Annotated in this window: 21 protein-coding genes; 12 read left to right on the plus strand and 9 right to left on the minus strand. The window is 72.4% G+C overall.

From position 1 onward, the window contains the following. Nucleotides 1-19: 19 nt before the first annotated feature. Together ACWEJX_RS07350 and ACWEJX_RS07355 are read right to left on the minus strand one after the other, a co-directional pair. Nucleotides 20-1,477, minus strand: a complete 1,458-nt coding sequence (locus ACWEJX_RS07350) for a serine/threonine-protein kinase (RefSeq protein WP_451606555.1) — start codon at nucleotides 1,475-1,477, stop codon at nucleotides 20-22. Nucleotides 1,478-1,569: 92 nt separating this feature from the next. After that, the gene (locus ACWEJX_RS07355; RefSeq protein ID WP_451606556.1) at nucleotides 1,570-2,811 is read right to left on the minus strand and encodes a globin domain-containing protein; all 1,242 of its coding nucleotides are present in this window, start codon (nucleotides 2,809-2,811) and stop codon (nucleotides 1,570-1,572) included. A 214-nt stretch (nucleotides 2,812-3,025) separates the two neighbouring features. Between ACWEJX_RS07355 and ACWEJX_RS07360 the strand changes: the two genes are divergently transcribed. Next, a complete protein-coding gene (locus tag ACWEJX_RS07360) occupies nucleotides 3,026-3,433 on the plus strand; it encodes an LppU/SCO3897 family protein (RefSeq protein WP_451606557.1) in 408 nt (135 codons plus the stop codon). A gap of 61 nt (nucleotides 3,434-3,494) precedes the next feature. Here the strand turns inward: ACWEJX_RS07360 and ACWEJX_RS07365 are convergent, their stop codons facing one another. Continuing rightward, nucleotides 3,495-3,848 carry a DoxX family protein gene (locus ACWEJX_RS07365; protein ID WP_451606558.1) on the minus strand — a complete coding sequence of 118 codons (354 nt, stop codon included), beginning with the start codon at nucleotides 3,846-3,848 and terminating at the stop codon, nucleotides 3,495-3,497. A 61-nt stretch (nucleotides 3,849-3,909) separates the two neighbouring features. Between ACWEJX_RS07365 and ACWEJX_RS07370 the strand changes: the two genes are divergently transcribed. Both ACWEJX_RS07370 and ACWEJX_RS07375 read left to right on the plus strand, forming a co-directional pair. Continuing rightward, complete coding sequence (locus tag ACWEJX_RS07370; RefSeq protein ID WP_451606559.1) at nucleotides 3,910-4,827, plus strand: LysR family transcriptional regulator; 918 nt, start codon at nucleotides 3,910-3,912, stop codon at nucleotides 4,825-4,827. A 178-nt stretch (nucleotides 4,828-5,005) separates the two neighbouring features. After that, a complete protein-coding gene (locus tag ACWEJX_RS07375; protein ID WP_451606560.1) occupies nucleotides 5,006-5,407 on the plus strand; it encodes a VOC family protein in 402 nt (133 codons plus the stop codon). Nucleotides 5,408-5,411: 4 nt separating this feature from the next. On the opposite strand, the gene ACWEJX_RS07380 is transcribed toward ACWEJX_RS07375, so the two are convergent. After that, nucleotides 5,412-6,602 carry a DUF6004 family protein gene (locus ACWEJX_RS07380; RefSeq protein WP_451606561.1) on the minus strand — a complete coding sequence of 397 codons (1,191 nt, stop codon included), beginning with the start codon at nucleotides 6,600-6,602 and terminating at the stop codon, nucleotides 5,412-5,414. 348 nt (nucleotides 6,603-6,950) lie between these two features. Between ACWEJX_RS07380 and ACWEJX_RS07385 the strand changes: the two genes are divergently transcribed. Next, nucleotides 6,951-7,676, plus strand: a complete 726-nt coding sequence (locus ACWEJX_RS07385; RefSeq protein ID WP_451606562.1) for a DUF4232 domain-containing protein — start codon at nucleotides 6,951-6,953, stop codon at nucleotides 7,674-7,676. 82 nt (nucleotides 7,677-7,758) lie between these two features. On the opposite strand, the gene ACWEJX_RS07390 is transcribed toward ACWEJX_RS07385, so the two are convergent. Beyond that, on the minus strand, nucleotides 7,759-8,583 hold the full coding sequence (locus ACWEJX_RS07390) for a LysR family transcriptional regulator (protein WP_451606563.1): 825 nt from the start codon (nucleotides 8,581-8,583) through the stop codon (nucleotides 7,759-7,761). Nucleotides 8,584-8,715: 132 nt separating this feature from the next. Between ACWEJX_RS07390 and ACWEJX_RS07395 the strand changes: the two genes are divergently transcribed. Continuing rightward, nucleotides 8,716-9,195 (plus strand): nuclear transport factor 2 family protein, encoded by a 480-nt coding sequence (locus tag ACWEJX_RS07395; protein WP_451606564.1) that lies wholly within the window; start codon nucleotides 8,716-8,718, stop codon nucleotides 9,193-9,195. Nucleotides 9,196-9,199: 4 nt separating this feature from the next. Here the strand turns inward: ACWEJX_RS07395 and ACWEJX_RS07400 are convergent, their stop codons facing one another. After that, on the minus strand, nucleotides 9,200-9,430 hold the full coding sequence (locus ACWEJX_RS07400; protein WP_451606565.1) for a hypothetical protein: 231 nt from the start codon (nucleotides 9,428-9,430) through the stop codon (nucleotides 9,200-9,202). A gap of 240 nt (nucleotides 9,431-9,670) precedes the next feature. Beyond that, nucleotides 9,671-10,150 carry a carboxymuconolactone decarboxylase family protein gene (locus ACWEJX_RS07405; RefSeq protein ID WP_451606566.1) on the minus strand — a complete coding sequence of 160 codons (480 nt, stop codon included), beginning with the start codon at nucleotides 10,148-10,150 and terminating at the stop codon, nucleotides 9,671-9,673. A 119-nt stretch (nucleotides 10,151-10,269) separates the two neighbouring features. Here ACWEJX_RS07405 and ACWEJX_RS07410 point away from each other — a divergent pair, with 119 nt between their 5' ends. Both ACWEJX_RS07410 and ACWEJX_RS07415 read left to right on the plus strand, forming a co-directional pair. Beyond that, a complete protein-coding gene (locus ACWEJX_RS07410; protein ID WP_451606567.1) occupies nucleotides 10,270-10,782 on the plus strand; it encodes an NADPH-dependent FMN reductase in 513 nt (170 codons plus the stop codon). Next, nucleotides 10,779-11,507, plus strand: a complete 729-nt coding sequence (locus tag ACWEJX_RS07415; protein ID WP_451606568.1) for a leucine-rich repeat domain-containing protein — start codon at nucleotides 10,779-10,781, stop codon at nucleotides 11,505-11,507. Before ACWEJX_RS07410 ends, ACWEJX_RS07415 begins: the two co-directional genes overlap by 4 nt. Before the next feature lie 9 nt (nucleotides 11,508-11,516). Here ACWEJX_RS07415 and ACWEJX_RS07420 read toward each other — a convergent pair whose 3' ends face one another. Together ACWEJX_RS07420 and ACWEJX_RS07425 are read right to left on the minus strand one after the other, a co-directional pair. Next, the gene (locus ACWEJX_RS07420; RefSeq protein WP_451606569.1) at nucleotides 11,517-11,858 is read right to left on the minus strand and encodes a DUF5713 family protein; all 342 of its coding nucleotides are present in this window, start codon (nucleotides 11,856-11,858) and stop codon (nucleotides 11,517-11,519) included. Next, nucleotides 11,842-14,199 (minus strand): YfhO family protein, encoded by a 2,358-nt coding sequence (locus ACWEJX_RS07425; RefSeq protein ID WP_451606570.1) that lies wholly within the window; start codon nucleotides 14,197-14,199, stop codon nucleotides 11,842-11,844. Before ACWEJX_RS07425 ends, ACWEJX_RS07420 begins: the two co-directional genes overlap by 17 nt. A gap of 142 nt (nucleotides 14,200-14,341) precedes the next feature. On the opposite strand from ACWEJX_RS07425, the gene ACWEJX_RS07430 reads away from it, so the two are divergent. The 5 genes from ACWEJX_RS07430 to ACWEJX_RS07450 all read left to right on the plus strand — a co-directional run bounded on the left by ACWEJX_RS07430 (nucleotide 14,342) and on the right by ACWEJX_RS07450 (nucleotide 18,831). Further along, nucleotides 14,342-15,304, plus strand: coding sequence for a glycosyltransferase family 2 protein (locus ACWEJX_RS07430; protein ID WP_403801474.1), 963 nt, complete (start codon nucleotides 14,342-14,344; stop codon nucleotides 15,302-15,304). Then, the gene (locus ACWEJX_RS07435; protein ID WP_451606571.1) at nucleotides 15,301-15,735 is read left to right on the plus strand and encodes a GtrA family protein; all 435 of its coding nucleotides are present in this window, start codon (nucleotides 15,301-15,303) and stop codon (nucleotides 15,733-15,735) included. Before ACWEJX_RS07430 ends, ACWEJX_RS07435 begins: the two co-directional genes overlap by 4 nt. An 81-nt stretch (nucleotides 15,736-15,816) precedes the next feature. Further along, a complete protein-coding gene (locus ACWEJX_RS07440; RefSeq protein WP_451606572.1) occupies nucleotides 15,817-16,461 on the plus strand; it encodes a SurA N-terminal domain-containing protein in 645 nt (214 codons plus the stop codon). A 19-nt stretch (nucleotides 16,462-16,480) separates the two neighbouring features. Then, a complete protein-coding gene (locus ACWEJX_RS07445) occupies nucleotides 16,481-17,458 on the plus strand; it encodes a nucleoside triphosphate pyrophosphohydrolase (protein ID WP_451606573.1) in 978 nt (325 codons plus the stop codon). Nucleotides 17,459-17,676: 218 nt separating this feature from the next. After that, on the plus strand, nucleotides 17,677-18,831 hold the full coding sequence (locus tag ACWEJX_RS07450) for a calcium-binding protein (RefSeq protein WP_451606574.1): 1,155 nt from the start codon (nucleotides 17,677-17,679) through the stop codon (nucleotides 18,829-18,831). The last annotated feature ends 24 nt before the right edge of the window (nucleotides 18,832-18,855 follow it).

Raw genomic sequence — 18,855 nt, forward strand, 5'->3', positions numbered from 1 at the left:
TCCCGGCACATCGGCACGGTCAGGGGCCGGTAAGGGCCCGCCCGGCCTGCCGGGCCCGGCGGGTGCCGGTCTCGCGGTAGCAGTACGTCGCCACGGCCGCGGCGGACATCAGGACGTAGGGCCACAGCGGGGTGCCGGAGGACGTGAAGCGGGACTCGGGCACGAGCAGGAGCACCAGGGTGCCCGTGGTGTCGAGCGCCGCGGCCGCGTAGCCCGCCGCCCGCACCGCGCCGCCGGAGCGGGGGGTGAGTGCGGCGGCCAGTGCGAGGGTGACCGCCTGAAGGGCGCAGTAGGTCAGCGGGCCCATGCCCGACAGGGGTTGAAACGCCATGAGGAGGACCACGACCAGGGGTGCCGGGACGAGGAAACGGGCCAGTGTCCGGTCAGCGGCCTTAGGCGGTGCGGAGGGGCCTGAGGGGGCCGCCGGCCGGAGCGGCTTCGTGGCGGGCACGACAGGAGTGCGGGAAGCGGCGGCACGCGCTGCGGGGGTGCGGGCAGCGGCGACGCGCACCACCGGGGTGCGGGCGGCGGCGGCGTCGTGCACGGCGCGCATCGCGGCGGCGAGCCGGGCCAGGAGCTCGGCGCGGGACTCCGCCGGCTGGGGCGGAACGGGTTCCGGGCCGGCGGTACGGGCATCGGCGCCGAGTCGCCGCAGGGCCCGAGCGAGGGCGGCGGCGTCCGGATACCGCTGGGCCGGATCCTTCCTGAGCAGGGTGAGCACGAGGTCGTCCCAGGCGGCCGGGATGCCCGGGGCCACCGACCCGGGCGCGGGCGGGTCCTGCGTGAGGTGCGCCGACAGGTAGCCCACGGTGTCCGGCGCCTGGAACGGCAGCCGCCCCGTGATCAGCTCGAAGAGGACGCAGCCGAGTGCGTACAGGTCGCTGCGGGGCTCCGGGAAGCCACGGGCCTGTTCGGGGGCCATGTAGGGCGGCGTGCCGATGATGAAGCCGGTCTGGGTCAGGCGGTCGGCCGTCGCATAGGGGTCGGCGGCCCGCGCGATGCCGAAGTCGAGGAGCTTCACGGTGCCGGAGGGAGCGACGAAGACGTTGGACGGCTTGATGTCCCGGTGCATGACTCCGGCCCGGTGCGCGTCGGCCAGCGCGTCGCAGATCTGCGCGCCCCAGTGGGCCGCGTCGGGCAGGGCGACGGGGCCCCGGCGCAGGATCGCGTCCAGGCCCTCGCCCCTGACCAGTTCCATCACCAGGAACGGAGCCCGCTCGGCGCCGTCGTCCGTCTCCCCGAGGTCGTGGATGGTCACGATGCCGGGGTGCTGCAGCCGGGCGGTGATCCGCGCCTCGCGCAGGAACCGGGCGCGCGCCTCGTCGCCATGGCTGCCGCCGCCCGCGAGCAGCGAGATCACCTTGACCGCGACGAGCCGGTCCAGCGACTCGTCCCGCGCCTCCCACACCTGCCCCATGCCGCCCGCGCCGAGCTGCCGCACTAACCGGTAACGGCCGCCCAGGAGTTGGTCTCGCACCGGACGCCTCCCCCTCGATCGACTCCGCTCCCGGAATCATGGCCCGAGGGCGAGGCGTGGCGCACCCCGATCGGCGCGAGCGCGTGGCGCGGCTACGGCCGGGACAGCGCCGGCTCGCGGGTCGCGGTGACGGGCAGCGGATCGTGCCGCACCCGCTCCGCCGGTATGCCGGCCTCGCCGAGGTGCCAGACGGCGGAGGTGACGAGACCGGCCGGGCCGCTGACGTACGCCATGTGTCCCGACCAGTCCGTACGGGCTCCGAGGACGGCGTCCAGCATCGAGTCGCCGAAGACCAGGCTCACCCGCAGCCACGGGCAGCGCTCCGTCAGCCGTTCGAGGGCGGGCCCGTCGTACCAGTCGCCGGCCGTCCGCGCGCCCAGGAAGAGGTGGGCCGACAGGCCGGGCGGGCGGCGGTGGGAGAGCTCCTGGAGAAGCGCCTTGGCGGTGGCCCAGCCGGTGCCGCCCGCGACGAGCAGGATGTCCCGGTCCGGCTCCTCGTCGAGCGTGGTCCGCCCCTGCGCCGGGCCGAGCCGCAGCTCGTCGCCGACCCGCGTGTGCGCGACGAGCGCGTCGCCGACCCCGCCGGGCGCGGTGCGCCGGACGTGGAACTCCAGCTCCTCGCCCGGCACGCAGGCGGGCGTGTACGGCCGCCAGGTGTGCGGCAGCAGCGGCGACTCCACGCGCGCGTACTGCCCGGCGCGGTACGGGTACGGCTCGGCCGGCCGCACTCGTACGACGGCGAGGTCGGCCCCGCGCCGCTCGTGCGAGGTCACCGTGGCGGGCCAGGCCACCGGCTCGCCGACGGCCCGCTCTGCGCCGTCCACCATGGCGGCGGAGACGTGCCGCACCATCCGCACCCACGCCCGCTCGGCCTCGCCGTCCCAGGCGGATCCGGCGGCGCCCCGCAGCGCCTCCACCAGTGACGCCTCGAACACCTCGTAGTGCACGGGCAGCACGCCGAGCCGCCGGTGGTCGCGGCCGAGCCGGGCGAAGGACTCGGCGAGCTCGTCGGGCCGGTCGAGGCCGTCGATCATGAACCAGAACGCGCGCTCCAGATGCGCCTGCTGGAACTCCATGGAGTCGGGGAACAGCTGCCGGAGGTAGGGGTGGCGGCCGAACATGGCGGCGTAGAGGCGGTCGATGAGGCCGGCGAAGGGGGTGACGGCGGCGAGGTGTCGGGTGATGGTCTCCTGGTCGGCGGCGCCGTCGGCTCTCGCGTACGACTGCGCTGCGGGGGCGACGGCGGTGCGCGAGGGCCGCAGGAGGTTGTCCCGGAGCCGCATCGCCTCGCGGCGGGCGAGCAGGGCGTGGTAGTCGTCGTGGTGACCCGTCATCCGACCAGGGAACCGCACGGAAGTCGCAGGTGGGGAGGGCCGTTCGGCCCTCGGGTCCGAGGCCGGCCGGCCCCTGACCCGCGCCCTTCTGACGGGTCGGCAGGATCACGACTCGGCATCTGATTGGACAACGGAACGAAGAGATCCTTTTTGGCCGTTTTGCGGTCTGTAACGTGCGCGTTTGATCGTGTCCACGCCGCTCAAGGATTCCGAGATGACCACGCCTCCGCCGTCCGACCCGTTCGCCGCCGCTCCGGGTGCCGCGCCCATGGCGCCCGCGCCCGCTCCGCAGAAGAAGGGTGGCGCGCTGAAGAAGATCGGCGGCTTCGTCGTTCTCCTCGTGGTCGGCCTCGCGGTCAAGCTCGGCATCCCGTACCTCACGGGTGACACCCCGGTCCACGCCCAGGTCGGCGACTGCGTCACCGTCAGCGGCCCGGAGAACGACCCGAAGGTCGACACCCAGGACTGCAACTCGGGCAAGAAGGACCTCTACAAGGTCGCCGAGGTGCACGACAACACCTTCGACCTCAACAAGTGCGACCAGAACAAGTACTCGGCGCTGGCCCAGCAGTGGGACGCCGACAAGTTCGTGCTCTGCCTGACGGACGTCAAGGCGAAGTAAGTCCTCGCACAGCAGAACGTGGGGAAGGGGCCGGCCCGTGTGGGCCGGCCCCTTCCGCGTGTCAGGCGACGGTGAGCGTGAGTGCGAGCGTGGCCGCGGCCAGGAGCAGGAACGTCACCGGGAACGCGATGCTGTGGAAGACCCGCGTCCGGACGTGGGTCGCCACGGCACCGACGTAGAAGAGCACCAGGCCGACAGCGGCGGCGAGGCCCAGCGGCCGGGCCCCCAGCAAGCCGAGGAGGAGGCCCGCCGCCCCCGCGGCCTTCAGGGCGGCGAGGCCCGGGATCCAGGAGGCGGGGACCCGGACCTCGGCGGAGTTGGCGAGGACGAAGTCGGCGCGGGCGAGATCCGCAGCGACGATCCCGGCGTTCGCGACGACGGCCATAGCGGTCACGAGGACGTAGGCGAGGAACATGCCTCCACCCTCCTCGCGCACCCCGAACGGCGTCCAATACCTGCTTCTATAACCTGGCGGAATGGACGTCGACACCCGGCTGCTGCGCTACGCCGTCGCCGTCGCGCGCGAGGGCAGCCTCACCCGCGCCGCCGAGCGGCTCCACGTCTCCCAGCCCGCGCTCACCAAGCAGATCAGACGCCTGGAGACGGACCTCGGGGTCCGGCTCTTCACCCGCTCCCGCGAGGGCATGACCCCGACCGAGGCCGGCCGGGCCCTGGTCGAGGGGGCCTCGCCGCTGCTCGACGCATGGGAGCGGCTGCTCGCCGAGACGCGCCGCACCGCGACCCGGACGGAACGGATCCTCCGTGTCGGCTTCGTCGCCAGCGCCGCCAACGAGGCCACGCCCGCCATCATCGCCGCCTTCGCCCGCGCCCTGCCCGGCTGGCGCGTCGAGATGCGGCAGGCCGCCTGGTCCAACCCGAGCGCCGGGCTCGCGGACGGCGACGTCGACGCCGCCTTCGTACGGCTCCCGTTCCCCGGTCAGGAAGACCTGCGTACCCACGTCCTGTTCAGCGAGCCCCGCTGCGTGGCCCTGGCCGCCGGGCACCGCCTCGCGGACCGCCGGGAGCTGGACTTCCGTGAGCTGTGGGACGAGCCCTTCGTCGCCGCCCCGGCCGAGACGGGCTCGTGGCGCGACCACTGGCTGGCGACGGACGAGCGCGAAGGGCACCCGGCCCGTGTCGGGGCCGTCACCGAGCACCCCGACGACTGGCTCAGCGCCATCGCCAACGGTTACGGGATCGCCCTCGCCCCCGCCTCCGCCGCCCGCTTCTACGCCCGCCCCGGCGTCGTCTACCGCCCTGTCCACGGTGTCTCCCCGACCCGGCTCGCGATCGCCTGGGCTCCGGCGAGCGACGCCGACCCCGCTGTCCAGGCGTTTGTGCGGTGCTGCCGTGAGACCGGGTCGTCGGAGGACGCGGCCCGGTCGTCCGCGTGAAGGCGAGACGCGAGGCAAGAGCCGAGTGCCGATGGAAACCACCGACCGACCCACCCACCGGCCGGGCTCCTCGCCAGCCGCCTCGACGGCATCCTCCCGCCCCAGCGCGAGCCCGACCGGCCGCACGGACGTGAAATGCCTTCGCTTCCCCACGAGTTGGCTCCGTACACTGCCGCGCATGGCATGCCGCATCACCGAACTGGTCCTCGACTGCGCCGACCCCGAGCGGCTCGCCGCCTTCTGGAGCGAGGTCCTCGGCTACGTCGAACTGAACCGGGAAGACGACGGAAGCATCGAGATCGGGCCGCCCGGCGCGGCTGCCGACTACGCGAGCAACCCGCTGCCGACCCTCGTCCTCAGCCACACCACCGACCCGCGCCCCGGCAAGCTCCCGCTGCACATCGACGTCAACGCCACCGATCGCGACCAGGACGCCGAGCTGGAGCGGCTGCTCGCCCTCGGCGCCAGGCCGGCCGACGTGGGTCAGACCGGCAACGAGAGCTGGCACGTGCTGGCCGACCCGGAAGGCAACGAGTTCTGCCTGCTGCGCTCCCGGGTCAGGCCGGTCCAGCCGGTATAGCGGGTCAGTCGTTGACCGGGGCCGTCTCGCCGACGTGGCTGTCGCGCACGACCAGCTGTACGTCGGTGAGCCGCGCCTTCGTCGTGCCGTCCTCCGCCACCAGCGGGACGTCGCTCTCGGCGCGCAGTTCGGTGCCGGTGGGGTCGATGTCGGCCGGGCGGCCCGCGAGCGGGACGGCGGCGCCGGCGTAGAGGGTGCCCTTCGGGGTGCACACTTCGAGGTACGTGTCGAGGTGCAGGTCAGCCGGGTAGCGCAGGCGGCTGAGGCTGTCCTCGTCGCCCTTGCCGAAGCTGCCGCCCGACGGCCGCGCCCAGCTCGTCCGCAGCATGACGCGCCCGCCCAGCTCGGCGCACTCGCCGACCACGGCGAGGCGGGACAGCCGAGCCCGGACCCCGCTGCCCTCGTCGTGCTTCTCCGGGCCGAAGAGCAGGATCTCCGCGCCGGCGGCCTTGGCGCGCTCGCCTGCCAGCTCGACCTTCACGGTCTTGCCGTTCACGGCGAGGGTCAGCGATCCCTCCAGCGTGCACTGCATGATCATTGACGGGTCGACCATCATGGTCATGAAGGGGCTCGGGCTCGCGGCGAAGAACAGCGACGGCGTGATGCCGACCGGCTCGTTCTCGTCGTTGGCCGGGTACCAGGCTTCGGGCATGCCGGTGGCGCGCACCACGCCGGGCGCCGCGGCGACCTCGGACACCTCTCCGCGCGGAGCACCCAGGCAGGGGCCGGTCAGCGGCTGCTTGAAGGGGGGCACGCCGTCCACGACACCGAAGGTCTCGATGACGCCGCGGTGGCTCAGCCGCAGCGTGCTGGTCTCCAGGATCCCGAACCGGCGGAGGTGGAACTCCGCCGGGAAGTTCTTGCCGGGCGCGATCTGCCTGATGTGGCCCGTGTTCGGCAGGAACGGGTTCGTCAGGATCTGGACGCGGTCGTTCAACTCGTAGCTGAAGCCCTTGATCCCGACCTCGGGCGCGGAGATCAGCTCGACGTCGAACGTCGCGCGACCGTTCTCGTCGACCCGGTGCTCGAAGCCCGGCATGGGCCACTTGTTGATCTGCGTGAACCCGGAGAAGGTGATGGTTTCCCGGCGCCCGGCGTAGAAGTCGTCGCCGAGGACCACCGTCACGGCACCGAGGAGGTGCGGGCGGATCGGCTTGGGCTCGATGTTCAGGGACTCGTAGGTCTCGCCACTCATCGGGATACCTCCATCATCTGTACGTGCATGGCACTACCGACGCTGAGCCTCGCGGGCCGGGGCGCGGGTGTCGCCGACAAGCCCGGCACGGCACCCGAACGAGTGAGCCGAGATCAGGCCAGCAGGCCGACGGCCGCCTCCCCGAACGCCCGCACCCGCGCCGCTTTCCGCGGGAGGCGATTGCCTGTCAGATGGCTTCCTGTGAGCCCCGGTTGTCCGTGCGGCCGGTGAGTTGATTCACAGGCGGACGACCGGCCGCCTGCGGAACCGCGGAGGGAGCGTTCGACGTGCTGCACACGTCAAAGCCCACCGGCACTGTGCCGGACTGACCCAGGGGAACAACCACTCATGCGCCTGCGTACCGCCACCCTCGCGACGGCCGCTGTATTCGTCGCTGGCCTCAGCCTCACCGCCTGCAACTCGGGCGACGACCAGGCCAAGGCCAACGACACCTCCGTCTCGGGGACCACGGCGTCGCCGACGTCTACGGGCTCGACCGGCTCCACGGGCTCGACCGGTACCACCGGATCGACGAGCTCCGGCACCGCGGGTACGTCCAAGGGCAAGACGGGCAGCACCCATGCCTCCGCGACCACGGGCGCCGGCAAGGGCTCCCGCTCCGGTGGCGGTGCCGCCGGAGCGTGCACCACCAAGACGACCACCGTCACGTTCATCGCCTCGGCCTCGCACGCCAGCGAGTCGGAGCCGGCGGCCGCCACGGTCAAGGTCACCAACACCTCGGGCAGCACCTGCACCCTCGTGGGCGCGACCACCCTGACGGCCAAGGACGACCAGGGCAAGTCCGACCCCGTCGAGACCGACAACTCGGCCTCCGGCACCGACGCCGTCGACATCGCCGCGGGCGCCTCCGCCACGGCCGACGTCCTCTACACGGACCTCAACTTCGAGGGCAGCGCGTCCGCGCGCGAGGTCTGCGCCGTTCAGGCGTCCAAGGTCGAGATCGCACTGCCGAAGGACATCGCCCGCACCGTCAACGTCACCAAGGCGAACGGTTCGGCCGGTGTCTTCAACGTCTGCGGCAAGGACGTGAAGTTCGGGTCGTTCCACTCCTAGGAGGCACGTCCAGGCCGGTCAGCCGGTCAGCCGGTCAGCCGGTCAGCCGCTCAGCCGGCCAGCCGGTAGCTGGTGGCCGGTGTCAGGCCACCAGGCCGAGCGCCGCCTCACCGAACGCCCGCACCCGAGCCGTCGCGCCCTCCGCGAGCCACACCAGGCCCCACTCCACCGGCCCAGCGTCCGCGATCGGGACGTAGGCGACGTCGGGGCGGGCGAAGTAGCGCCGCACGTGCGCACCGACGACGAAGACGCCCTCGCCGGCGCCGACGAGCGTCAGGACCTCGTTGTACGTGAGGGCCGCCGCGCCCGGCGTCTCGGGATCCTGCAGCACGGTCACGCGCGCCAGATCCGCGAGGGCGACGTTCTTACGGCGGGCGAACGGATGGCCGACGGGCACGGCGACCATCCGCGCCTCCCGTACCAGCACCGGCCCCGCCGCCATGTCCTCCTCGCGCACCGGGTGCCCGGCCAGCGCGAGATCCACCTCGCCCGCGCGCAGCCACGGCAGCACGTCCGACGGCCGCGCCTCCCTGATCTGTACCTCGCACTCCGGATGCCGGGCCCGGAACGCCTGCGTGGCGCCGATCAGCAACTGCCCGGCCGCCGGCCCCGTGAACGCGACCCTGAGCACCCCGGTCACACCCCGTCCGGCCTCGACCGCGCGCTCGACCGCGTCGGTGATCCGCGACCAGGCCGGCCGGACCTCCTCGTACAACTGCCGCCCGAGAGGTGTCAGCGCGACGCGGCGGCTGGTGCGCTGGAACAGCGGAACGCCGATACGGCGCTCCAGCTTCGCGATCGTCTGGCTGACCCGGGCCGTCGAGACGTGAAGCCGCTCGGCGGTGCGGCCGAAGTGCAGCTCCTCGGCGAGCGTCAGGAACGCCTCCAGCTCGTGCCGCTCCAGCATCCCGGCCCGCCCCCGCCATTCGTTAACCGACGCTTCACGATCGTTGCGCAGGTGCGCGTTGATGCCCCCTGTCGCCCGCAGCAGGATCAGACGTACCGAAAGCCCCCACCGAACCTGCAACGGGAGAACATCATGACCGACGTCGCCGCCCTCGCCACCGCCGTCGCCGAGCTCAAGGACCGCGCCGAGATCACCGACGCCCTCTACCGCTTCGGCCTCGGCCAGGACCGGAAGGACAAGGACCTCTTCGCCTCCGCCTTCGCCCCGGACGCGGAGCTCGACTTCCGCCCCGCCGCCGCCAAATGGGGCGCCGCACCGCCGGTGATGTCCGGCCGCGACACCATCGTCACGACCATCCTGGCCATGTTCACGGGCCGGGTCGACACCACCCACCAGGTCACCAACGTCCGCATCGCCATCGACGGCGACACCGCCCACGCCACGGCCCTCGTCGAGGCCCAGCACCTGCTGACCGCCGACCACGCCACCCACGCGCTGCTCAAGAACCCCTACGAGGTCGACCTCGTCCGTGACGGCGAGCGGTGGGTCATCCGGCGCCTGCGCATCGAGAACACGTGGTACACCGGCGACCCCACCGCGATCTTCGGCTGAGCCCTCAGGCGCCGAGCAGCGTGCCGAGCGGCGACAGCTGGTTGCCCGACAGCGGCAGCCCGTCGAGGGCGGGCACGCCCTGCGCCGCCGACGGCACCGCATCCGGAGCCACGGCGGGACGCGGCGCGGGCGCGTCCCCGTCGCCGGGCCCGTCGGCCGCGGCCACCCCGGCGGACCCGAGGGCCATGGCCCCGGCCAACAGCACACCACTGACGATCTTGGACGTGGACTTCATGGGTCCGCCTTCCGGGAGTCACGACTGGTACGGCGTGACCAACGAGAGCCCGCCCGGTGAGATACGTGGACACGGGGGAGCGGAAGATCGACAACCCCCCTGGACGCTCACGCGACGAGCGTCGCCACGACGCCTGCCGGAGACGGACGCGAACGTGCTCCTCCGCCGTCATCTGGCGGAGGAGCACGTCGGAGGGGGAAGGGAGGGAGTGAAGGGATGAAGTGAGGTGAGAGGTGAGGGTCAGACGTGGTTCTTGTACTGGCCGACCTCGTAGTTGCCCGCCGGCACCTGGAGGATGACGTTCAGGCGGTTGTACGCGTTGATGAGGGCGATCAGCGAGGTGAGGGCGAGGAGCTGGTCCTCGTCGTAGTGCTTGGCCGCGTTCTCCCAGACGTCGTCCGGCACGCCGTAGCCGTCGGCCAGGCGGGTGCCGTGCTCGGTGAGGGCCAGGGCCGCGCGCTCCGCGTCGGTGTAGACGGTGGCCTCGCGCCACGTGGCGACGAGGGCGAGGCGGACCGCGGTCTCACCGGCCGCCGCGGCCTCCTTGGTGTGCATGTCGAGGCAGCCGGCGCAGCCGTTGATCTGGCTGGCGCGGATCTTCACGAGCTCCTGCGTCGACATGGGCAGGGTGGTGTCCGCCAGAGCCATTCCCGCGCCGGCGAAGTGCTTGAAGATCTTGGCGACGGCCGGGTTGCCGAGGGGGTTGAGGCGGGGTTCCATGGCGGGCTCCTTTGCCGTTGTCCTGCGTTCGCTTCCACCCATACGACGGAGTGGCCCGCCGAGTTGTGACAGCCCTGGAAGTGACCTGCGTCACCCGCCCCGTCCCGTACGTTGGGTGCATGACGACGACGCGACCGGTGGTCCTTCTGCTGTCCGGCAGCCTGCGCGCTGCCTCCACGAACGAGGCCGTGCTGCGCACCGCGTACGAGGTGGCGCCGACGGTGGGCGTGGAGGCCGTCCGGTTCGACGGTCTCGCCGATCTGCCGCACTTCAACCCCGACGACGACCGCGATCCGCTGCCGCCGGCCGTCGCCGCCCTGCGCTCGGCGATCGAGAAGGCGGACGCCCTGCTGATCTGCACGCCGGAGTACGCGGGGACGCTGCCCGGTTCCTTCAAGAACCTGCTCGACTGGACGGTCGGCGGCGTCGAGATCAGCGACAAGCCCGCTGCCTGGGTGAACGCGGCGGCCCCGGGGCGCGGCGAGGGTGCGGGGGCCACGCTGCGGACGGTGCTCGGGTACACGGGCGCACGGATCGTGGACGCGGCGTGCGTGCGGGTGCCGGCGGACGGGGACGTGAAGCGGGCCCTTGGCGAGGTGCTGGTGACGCTGGCGAGGGCCGCCGCGGAGTGACCGACGACGTACTGAACCTCTGGCGGCAACCGCTGGACGCCGTGCCGGAGTCGGTGTGGGAGCGCGGCGAGGATCTGCGGGTGCTGATCCTCGCCGACACCGGCATCACGGAGCTGCCGGCGGCGATCGGGCGGCTGCGAGGGCTTTCGACGCTGGACCTCGGGCACAACCGCCTGGCCGCCCTCCCCGACGAACTCGGCCAGCTGGCCGGCCTCGACGGCTGTCTCTACGTGCACGACAACGCGCTGCGCGAGCTGCCGCCCTCGCTGGGGCGGCTGACGCGGCTGCGGTACCTCAACGTCGGCGACAACAGGCTGACGGCGCTGCCGGACGAGATCGGGCAGATGGCCGGGCTCGTCGAACTGCGGGCGCAGAACAACCGGTTGGGGGAGATCCCCGACTCGATCGGTGGGGCGGCGCGGCTGCGGGAGCTGTGGTTGCGCGGCAACCAGCTCACCGACCTTCCCGCCTCCGTCGCCGAGCTGCGCGAGCTGCGGGTCCTCGAACTCCGCGAGAACGCCCTGACGGCCCTCCCCGCCGCCCTCGCCGGGCTGCCGCTCCTGCGCCAGCTCGACCTGCGCGGCAACCGCATCGCGCGGCTCCCGGAGTGGGTCATGGACGGGCTGCCGTCCCTGGAGAAGCTCGACCTCCGCTGGAACTGGTGCGAGCCGCAGGACGGGCTGGTGGCGGAACTGGAACGCCGGGGCTGCGTGGTGCTCCAGTGATCGCGCCGCTCACCACTCCCTGGTGGCGATCAGCTCCTCCGTGTCCGCGTCCGTGAACCCGTACGCCTGCGCCACGAACCAGAAGTCCCCGGCGATCTCCTCCCGTGCCACGGTCTCTATCTCGCTGTCCGCCGCCTCGAACTCGGCCTCCAGCTCGTTGAACTCCTCCGTCGCCGCCTGCGTCAGCCCGTAGAGCGCCCCGAGATCCGCCGGCCGCTCCGCCTCGATCCGCGCGCACAGGCGCAGCAGGATCTCCCGGCCCTTGTCGACGACGTGATCCGGGTAGTACCCGTCCTGGTAGAGCCCCCGCAGAAACGCGCGCGCGGCCACCTGCTCATTGGTGATCGGCATGGTGCCTTCCCCTCTCCTCTTCCTCGTCTCCGATCATGCACGGCACCACTGACAACGCTCCGTCTCGCCGCCGACGCCGCCGTACGTCCAGCCACACCCACGCCACCAGCAGCAGCACCGCCGCCCCGCCGCCGCCCAGGCCCGCCCTCAGGCCCGGCGGGCGGAAGGTGCAGGTGATCTCGCGCTGTCCGGCCGCGACCGGCGTCGCGACCAGGCCGCCGTACGAGGACGCCGGGCGGCCGTCGCAGGTCCAGCCGGGGATGCGCGGGGCAGAGAGGACGACCGTGCCGGTCGTGCCGGGGCGGAGGGCGGCGCGGATGCCGGTGTCCGTGACGTGGACCGAGGTCGGGGCCTGGGCACGCAGAGCGTCCACCGCCGACCTCAGCCGCTCGTGGTCCAGGCAGGCGAGTTCGCCCTTGGGCGGGAGCTCCGGGCGCAGGCCGGGGACCTTCTGGACGCCCAGCGACGTGAGCGTGGCGCGCCACTTCAGGAGCTGACCGCGCATCTTGACCGTGCGGTCGCCGAAGCGGACCTTGCCCGTGTAGTCGGGGGACCAGAAGAAGACCTCGGTGCCGACGCGGCAGGCGCCGTCCGCGGCCGGAGGCTCGTAGACGCGGGCGCCGAGGAGGAGTTCCTGGTTGCGGAAGGGCGAGTCGCCGTAGACCGGCGCGGGGCCCGGCGGCCGTACCGTCACCAGCGGGAGGGCCGTTTCCGTACGGATGACCTTCCCGTCGCGCCAGCGCGCGCCGACGGCGAAGAGGGCGTCGGTGACCGGGTTGTCGAGGCTCTGCAGGTTGCGGCCGCGAGAGGTCCAGCCGACGCCGAGGGCGGCCATGGTGTGGGTGAGGACGTCGGGCGTGAGGCTGCTGTAGTAGGAGCCGCCCTGGGTGCCGAGCGCCATCGGCTCGTTGCCGGTCTTCTGGGTGCGGCCGGAGTCCGTGCGGTACGCGGGCCAGCCGTCGGCCCGGTGCAGGGCATCGGCGCGGCGCGTGTCGGCGGCGCTCCAGGCCGGATAGTCGTCGAGGCGCGCCAGGCGTTCCTTGTCGCCCCACGCCGTCGTCGCGGCCGCCTGCGCCACCAGGACCGCGGCCAGGACGAGGACCATCGACCGGCGGGGCGAGACGACCGCCGCCACCGCGGCCAGGCCGAGCCCGAACAGCGCCCAGCCCACCGGCGTCGCCTCCCCGCTGCCCAGCGCGAACAGCCCGAGCGCGGCCACCACGCCCGCGCCGCCGAGCAGCGAGCGTGCGTCCGGGACGCCGTCGGCGATCGCCGTCCACGCGGCGATGACGAGCACGCCGGTGAGGACGAAGGTCTGGCGGTACGGGCTGCCGTTCGGCGTCGCGAAGACGTGCCACACCAGGTGCGTCGGCGTGAACTGGAACGACAGCGCCACGCCCGCCACCACGCACGGCCACAGCCACTGCCGCCGGAAGAGCAGCGAGGCCGCGAGCACCGGCACCGCCGTGGCCACGAACAGCGCCGGCGTGGAGAAGCCGTACGTCGCCGGCATCAGCCGGGCCGCGAGGTCCGCCCCGCCGGCCGGTACGAAGTCGCGGACGACGCCCGGGTACGCGTACCGAGTGCCGAGGAACAAAGGCAGCAGCAGCGGCGACGCGAGCGCCACGCCGAGCAGCACCGTCACCGCGCCCCGCAGCACCACCCGCCACCGCCGCACCGTGACGATCAGGACGAGCGCGGCGCCGAGCGTCGCCATGTACGCGGTGTAGAAGTTGGCGATCCAGCAGACCGCGACCACCAGCGGGCCGAGCAGCGGCCGCCGCCCCTCCCGTACCCACACGCCCACCAGGCACAGGAGCGGGAAGGCGATCAGGCCGTCCAGCCACATCGGGTTGTAGACGGCCTCCAGGAGCGCCCAGCCGCACAGCCCGTACGCGGCGCCGAGCAGCCCCGCGCCCCACCGCATGCGGGCGTCGGCGGCCGGCCGGAGCCTCGGCAGCACGAAGGCCATGGCGGCCGCCGCGGCCGCCATCTTCAGGACCGTCACGGCGTACAGCGCGTAGTCCAGGTCCGCGCGCGGGAAGAGCGCGACCAGCGGGGCGAACGGGCTGGTCAGGTAGGTGCCCAGGTCGGGCAGGAAGCTGGTGCCCCAGCCCGACTGCCAGTTGAGCAGCAGCCCGCCGTCCGCCCGGCCGTGCAGCAGGTCCCACAGCCGGGCGTGGAACGGCAGGAACTGGTTGCCCAGGTCGTTGACGCTCCGTCGGTGGTGCCCGAACGGGAAGGTGGTGGCGACGGCGTCCCCGGCGCACACGGCGAGGGCGACGAGCAGCGCCGCCACGGCCGGCGGCCGGCCTCCGTCGCGAATGATCCTGGTCTTCATCTGATCCTGGTCTTCATCTCGGGTCGAATATGACAGGAAGAATGCCGAAACAGCGGTCCGGGTTGGGCAGTTCACGCAATGGTCGTCTGTCCTTCACCACGCGAATCCGGCACCGACATCCGCAGCCGTTGTCGTGTCGTGCGTGCTGCTCTCGATCGTGGTCCCGTGCTTCAACGAAGAAGAGATCATCGGTCGCTTCCACGACCATGTGACGAAGGAACTCTCCCGCATCGACGGAGAATTCGAGATCGTCTACGTGGACGACGGAAGCCATGACCGAACCCTGCCGCTCCTGGAGGAGATCGCCGCAAAGGATCCACGGGCGCGCTATGTCTCCTTCAGCCGCAACTTCGGCAAGGAGGCCGGCATGCTGGCCGGTCTCCAGCACGCGGCCGGCGACGCCGTGGTGATCATGGACGCCGACCTTCAGCACCCGCCGGAGCTCGTGCACCGCATGCTCGCGCTGCACGCCGAGGGATACGACCAGGTCATCGCCCGCCGCACCCGCGCCGGCGACCGGGTCACCCGCACCGTCACCGCCCGCGCGTACTACTGGGCGATCAACCGCCTGGTGGACGTCGAGCTGGTCGACGGCGTCGGCGACTTCCGGCTGCTTTCCCGCCGTACGGTCGACTCGATTCTCGAACTGACCGAATACAACCGTTTCTCCAAGGGCCTCTTCGCCTGGGTCGGATTCCGGACGACGACCTTCGAGTACGAGAATGCGGTGCGCGAGGAAGGCCGTTCTAAATGGACCTTCGGAAAGCTGCTCAACTACGGTCTCGACGGCCTTCTCTCCTTCAACAACAAGCCGCTTCGCGCCGCCGTCTACCTCGGAATGACCCTGGTCGCCCTCGCATTCGCGTACGCCGCCTGGATCGTCGGTGACGCCCTGGTGAACGGCGTGAAGACGCCCGGATATGTCACGCTGCTGGTGACGGTCACGGCCCTCGCCGGAGTGCAGATGGTGATGCTGGGACTGGTCGGCGAGTACGTCGGCCGTATCTACTACGAGGTGAAGCGGCGGCCGCACTACCTGGTGAAGGCCACCAACGCGGCCGTCCCCGGGCCCCGAAGGCACGACGAGGAGCTGCTGCGCCGATGAGGACGACCTGGCAGGTGGTGCGCTTCGGCCTGGTCGGCGTCGTCAACACCGGTACGTACTACGGGCTCTACCTGCTCCTCGGGCGCTGGGCGCCGTACCTCGTCGCGCACGTCCTCGCGTTCGCGCTGTCGATGGTCGGGTCCTTCTTCCTCACCTCGTACTTCACCTACCGCACCCGTCCGACCTGGAAGAAGTTCCTGCTCTTCCCGCTCACCAACGCGGCGAACTTCGTCATCACGACGGTCGGCGTGTACGTCCTCGTCGGCCTCATGGGCGTCGACAGCACCTACGCGCCGCTGATCGCCGCCGCGGCCGCGATCCCCGTCACCTTCGTCCTCTCCCGGACGATCATGCTGGGACCCGACACCACCCGAACGCGTGAGTCGTTGACCGGAACATCGGAATCAACCGAGACAGTCGCCGCCAAGTAGTGGCCCGCGCCACGGCGACTGCCTAACATCGATCACCGCACGGTCGTCCCACTGACGCACGACCCACGCCGGGAGGCTCCTTTGCACCGCCGCACTGCGCTCTCCGTCTCCGCCGCCGCTGCCCTGCTCGTCGCGGCCCCGCTCCTCACCGCCTGCGGCAGCGACGCCCACCCGGGAGCGGCCGCCGTCGTCGGCGGCAGCCGGATCGAGGTGTCCAGCCTGCAGGCGCAGGTCGAGGACGTCCGGGCGGCGCAGGCCGCGTCACCCGACGGCGCGCGGCTCGTCAAGGAGACCGGCGACCTCAGCCGGCAGAAGCTGCACGGCATGATCTTCGACCGCGTCGTCGACCAGGTCGCCGAGGACAACGGGATCAGCGCCAGCCGCGGCGAGATCCGGCAGACCCGCGCGGAGTTCGCCCGGCAGGGCGGCGGCGAGGCGCAGATGGCGGCCGTGCTGCTCCAGCAGCAGAGCGTGGCGCCCGACCAGATCGACGGCGTCGCCCGCCGCGCCGTCCTCATGAACAAGATCGCGGCCAAGCTGGGCGTCACCAACACCCCCGAGGGCCAGAAGAAGCTCCAGGAGGCCTTCGCCAAGGCGTCCAAGGAGCTGCGGATCGACGTGAACCCGCGCTACGGCACCTGGGACGACGCCAAGATCCAGCTCGCCGCCTACACCCCGCCGTGGCTGCGGCAGATCAGCCGGACCACGCCCGAGGCCGGTGCGTAGGGCGAGGTAGGTTCGAGGGGTGAACGCTGAGAACCCCGGTCGCATCGTCCTGCTCACCGCCAGCCACCGCGTGGCGCCCGGACTGCTGTCCTGGCCCGCGTGGCAGGCGCTGCACGCGGCCGACCGGGTCCTCTGCCCCGACGCCGGCCACCCCCAGCTGCCGTATCTGCGCGAGGCCGGAGTCGCCGTCGAGATCCTCCGGCCCACCGCCGACGAGCTGGTCGAGGCGTGCGCGGGCGGGCGCACGGTCGTCGTGCTGCCGTCCGGCGAGGGCGACCAGGCGCTGACCGACGGGCTCGCGCGGATGGCCGGCTCCGGCCGCTTCGCCATGCCCGACCTGGAGCTGCTGCCCGGCTCGTACGACCTGCCGGGCGCGCGGCTGCTCGACCTCGTCCAGGTCATGGACCGGATCCGCCGCGAGTGCCCGTGGACCTCGCAGCAGACCCACAAGGGGCTCGCCAAGTACGGCATCGAGGAGGCGTACGAGCTCGTCGAGGCCATCGAGGACGGCGACCGCGAGGCGCTGCGCGAGGAGCTGGGCGACGTCCTGCTGCAGGTGGTCTTCCACGCGCGGATCGCGGAGGAGGACGCCGAGGAGCCGTTCTCCGTGGACGACGTCGCCGGCACGCTCGTCGAGAAGCTCGTCCACCGCCACCCGCACGTCTTCGGCGACGCGACCGCCGAGACCCCCGAGGACGTCAAGGCGCACTGGCTGCGCACCAAGGCCGCGGAGAAGCAGCGCGACTCGGTGACGGACGGGGTGCCGCTGGGCCAGCCGGGCCTCGCGCTCGCGGCCAAGCTCGCGGGCCGGGTGCGGACGGCCGGGCTCGACGTGGCACCGCCGACCGGTGACGGCATCGGCTACGAGCTGCTCGCCCTGGCCGTGCGGGCGGAGGCCGCCGGGATCGACCCGGAGGCGGCGCTGCGCGCGGCGGGCCGGATCTACCGGGACGCGATCCGCGCGGCGGAGGGCGCGCCGCCGGACCTCCGCGACTGACGGCGCCGGCCCGTGCGGGGACGCCCGATCGTCGCGGCCCGTTTCGCACCCACCGCCGTGTCGCGCGGGCCGTCGTCGCTGCGGCCGCGCCGGCCGGGGCCGGCCGGGTGGAGGGAGGGGTCTGTCCGGATGACGCCGTGCGTGTGGACCGGTGGGACGCCGACGGCGTGGACAGTGATGGTGCGCCAGACGTCATGATCTGATCGGAGTCGCATCCCATGGGCCATCACCGTCGGACCGTATTCCCCTGGAACGCAGCCCTGACCGCCTGCGCGACGCTCTGTGCGGCGGGGGCGATCACCCTGCCCGGCGCCACGGCCGCCACTGCCGACCAGACCCCCACCTGCTTCGGCAGGCCGGCGACCATCGTCGTGACGGCCCCCGGCACGACCACCACCGGCACGGCCGGTCCGGACGTGATCGTCGGGACCGCCGGAGCCGACGTGATCGACGGCGCGGGCGGTGACGACCTGATCTGCGGCCTGGGCGGGAACGACACGCTGTCCGGCGGGGTGGACGACGACCGGATCGACGGTGGCGCCGGCGACGACACGCTCGTCGGCGACGTGTTCAATCCGGGTGGTGACGCCTCCGGAGGAGGAAACGACCAGCTGTACGGCGGCGACGGCGACGACACCATCAGGGGTGACAGCGTCGCGATCGGCGGGCATGCCGACGGCGGCGGCAACGACCGCGTCTTCGGCGGGAACGGCAATGACCGGCTGACCGGCGACAGCCGGGGGCTGACCGCGTCGGGTGGCGGCAACGACCGGCTGGAGGGCGGCGCCGGCAACGACTTGATGCTCGGAGACTCCGGCGGGTTCGGAGGCGACGCCTCGGGTGCCGGCAACGACGTGCTCCTCGGCGGGCTCGGCATGGACGCCGGGGTGGGTGACAGCCAGGCCCCCACCACCGCCCGCGGAAGCGGCGGGAACGACTACATCGACCTGGGCGCGGACGGCGGGTTCGTCGCGATCGGCGACCACAACATCTTCGATCTCTCGGGCATTGCGATCGGAGCCGGCAACGACACCATCATCGGGGGAGGCGCGGACGAGGAACTCGACGGCGACAGCTCCGTCCCCGACACCTCCACACCCACCGAAGCGGGCAACGACCTGATCGACGGCCGCGCCGGCAACGACCGGATCTTCGCCGACAACGCCGGCTTCGACGCCGACTTCGTCACGACCGGCAACGTCGGCAGCGCGGGCGGCAACGACCGTCTGGCGGGCGGAGACGGAGCGGACGCCCTCAAGGCCGGCCCGGGCAACGACCGCCTCGACGGCGGAACCGGCGCACCCGACGTCTGCGACGGCGAGGCGGGTACCGACACCGCCGTCCGCTGCGAGACGGTCACCAACGTGCCGTAGCCGCGGCCGCCGCCGGGCACATGG

Source organism: Streptomyces sp. NPDC004788 (assembly GCF_053601115.1).